Raw genomic sequence first — 2,063 nt, forward strand, 5'->3', positions numbered from 1 at the left:
CACCCCCGTCTGGCGTAGCGTCGGGTCGACGGCATCGACCGCCGTGGCGTCCTCACCCCGGTCACCAAGGGAGCGAAGAGCGTTGAAGAAGCTGATCAACACCCCGGAGAGCGTCCTGGAGGACGCGCTGGCCGGAATCGCCGCCGCCCATCCGGAGCTGGCGGTGGACGTCCCCAACCGGGTGATCACCCGGGCCGCCCGCCCGGCCGGTCCCAAGGTCGCGCTGATCTCCGGCGGCGGCTCCGGCCACGAGCCGCTGCACGGCGGCTTCGTCGGCCCGGGCATGCTCGACGCCGCCTGCCCCGGCGAGGTGTTCACCTCGCCCGTCCCGGACCAGATGCTGGCCGCCGCCAAGGCCGTGGAGAACGGCGCCGGCGTGGTCTTCGTGGTGAAGAACTACACCGGCGACGTGATGAACTTCGAGCTCGCCGCCGAACTCGCCGCCGAGGAGGGCCTGGAGGTCCGCACCGTCCTGGTCAACGACGACGTCGCGGTCGAGGACTCCACCTGGACGGCCGGGCGCCGGGGCACCGGCGCGACCGTGCTGGTGGAGAAGACGGCCGGCGCGCTGGCCGAGCGCGGAGCCCCGCTGGACGAGGTCGCCGCCCTGGGCGAGCGGGTCAACGCCGCCTCCCGCTCCTTCGCGATCGCGCTCACCGCGGCCACCGTCCCGGCCGCCGGCAAGCCCGGCTTCGACCTGCCCGAGGACGAGATCGAGGTCGGCGTCGGCATCCACGGCGAGCCCGGCCGCCGGCGGGAGAAGCTCCGCCCGGCCCGCGAGCTGGCCGCCGAGGTGGTCGAGACCGTCCTGGCCGACCACCACCTGACCCCGGGCGACGAGGTGATCGCCCTGCTCAACGGCCTCGGCGCGACCCCGCTGCTGGAGCTGTACGTGGTCTACGGCGAGGTCGCCGCCAGGCTCGCCGAGCGCGGCATCACGGTGGCCCGCAGCCTGGTCGGCAACTACGTCACCAGCCTCGACATGGCGGGCTTCTCGCTCACCCTCACCAAGGCCGACGCCCAGCTGCTGGAACTCTGGGACGCCCCGGTCGACACCCCCGCCCTCAAGCGCTGAGCCGCACCGAAGGAGACCCGATGGACTTCGACACCCCGCTGGCCGAGGCCTGGATCCGAGCGATCGCCGCGGCCGTCGAGAAGGAGCAGTCCCGGCTCACCGAGCTGGACTCCGCGATCGGCGACGGCGACCACGGCAGCAACCTCCGGCGCGGCTTCGCCGCCGCCCTGACCGCCCTGGACGGCCTCCGGCCGGCCGGCCCCGGCGCCGTCCTCACCAGGACCGGCAGCACGCTCATCTCCAAGGTCGGCGGCGCCTCCGGCCCGCTCTACGGCAAGGCCTTCCGCGCCATCGGCGCCGCCCTGCCCGAACCGGCCGGGCCGGCCGACGTCGCCGAGGCCCTGTCGGCGGGCCTGGACGCCGTCCGCCTCCTCGGCAAGGCCGAACCCGGCGACAAGACCATCGTGGACGCCTGGACCCCGGCCGTCGCCGCGTTCCGCGCGGCGGCCGCCACCGGCGCCGGCCTTCCCGCGTCGGCGGCCGCGGCCGCCGACGCCGCCGAACAGGGCGCCCGCGACACCGTCCCCCTCCGGGCCCGCAAGGGCCGCGCCTCCTACCTGGGCGAACGCAGCATCGGCCACCAGGACCCGGGCGCCACCTCCACGGCCCTCGTCTTCCGCACCCTCGCCGACGTCACCGCCGACGTCACCGCCGCCTGAGCGCCGTCCCTCACCCGTCCGTCCGCGCGATCAGCAGGAGCAACGCGTCGTCCCGCAGCTCCCCGCCGGTGTGCGCCAGCAGGTCCGCGTACACCCGGCCCACCGCGGCCTCCAGCTCCCCCGCCGAGCGCGCGGCTCCCCCCACCAGCGGCCCGACCCGCTCCGCCAGCGGGTAGAACTCCCCGCTCGTGCGGTGCCGCGCCTCGATCACCCCGTCCGTGCAGAGCACCAGCACGTCCTCCTCGCCGAACGGCTGCCCCCACGTGGTCGGCTCCCCCGCCGCCAGCCGGCCGAGGCCCAGCGGCACCCAGGGGTCGGGCGCGTGCAGC

At 75.8% G+C, this 2,063-nt stretch carries 3 protein-coding genes; 2 read left to right on the plus strand and 1 reads right to left on the minus strand.

Annotated elements, in window-relative coordinates; genetic code table 11:
• The first annotated feature begins 82 nt into the window (after positions 1–82).
• The gene (dhaK, locus tag ACIQOV_RS38955) at positions 83–1,075 is read left to right on the plus strand and encodes a dihydroxyacetone kinase subunit DhaK (protein WP_359910555.1); all 993 of its coding nucleotides are present in this window, start codon (positions 83–85) and stop codon (positions 1,073–1,075) included.
• Between the two features lie 20 nt (positions 1,076–1,095).
• On the plus strand, positions 1,096–1,734 hold the full coding sequence (gene dhaL / locus ACIQOV_RS38960) for a dihydroxyacetone kinase subunit DhaL (RefSeq protein WP_401055566.1): 639 nt from the start codon (positions 1,096–1,098) through the stop codon (positions 1,732–1,734).
• Positions 1,735–1,744: 10 nt separating this feature from the next.
• Here dhaL and ACIQOV_RS38965 read toward each other — a convergent pair.
• Positions 1,745–2,063, minus strand: a 319-nt coding sequence (locus tag ACIQOV_RS38965; protein ID WP_401055568.1) for a SpoIIE family protein phosphatase, incomplete at its 5' end; no start/stop codon positions are given.

The sequence above is a fragment of the Kitasatospora sp. NPDC091257 genome (assembly GCF_044757675.1).
Lineage (GTDB): Bacteria > Actinomycetota > Actinomycetes > Streptomycetales > Streptomycetaceae > Kitasatospora > Kitasatospora lactacystinica.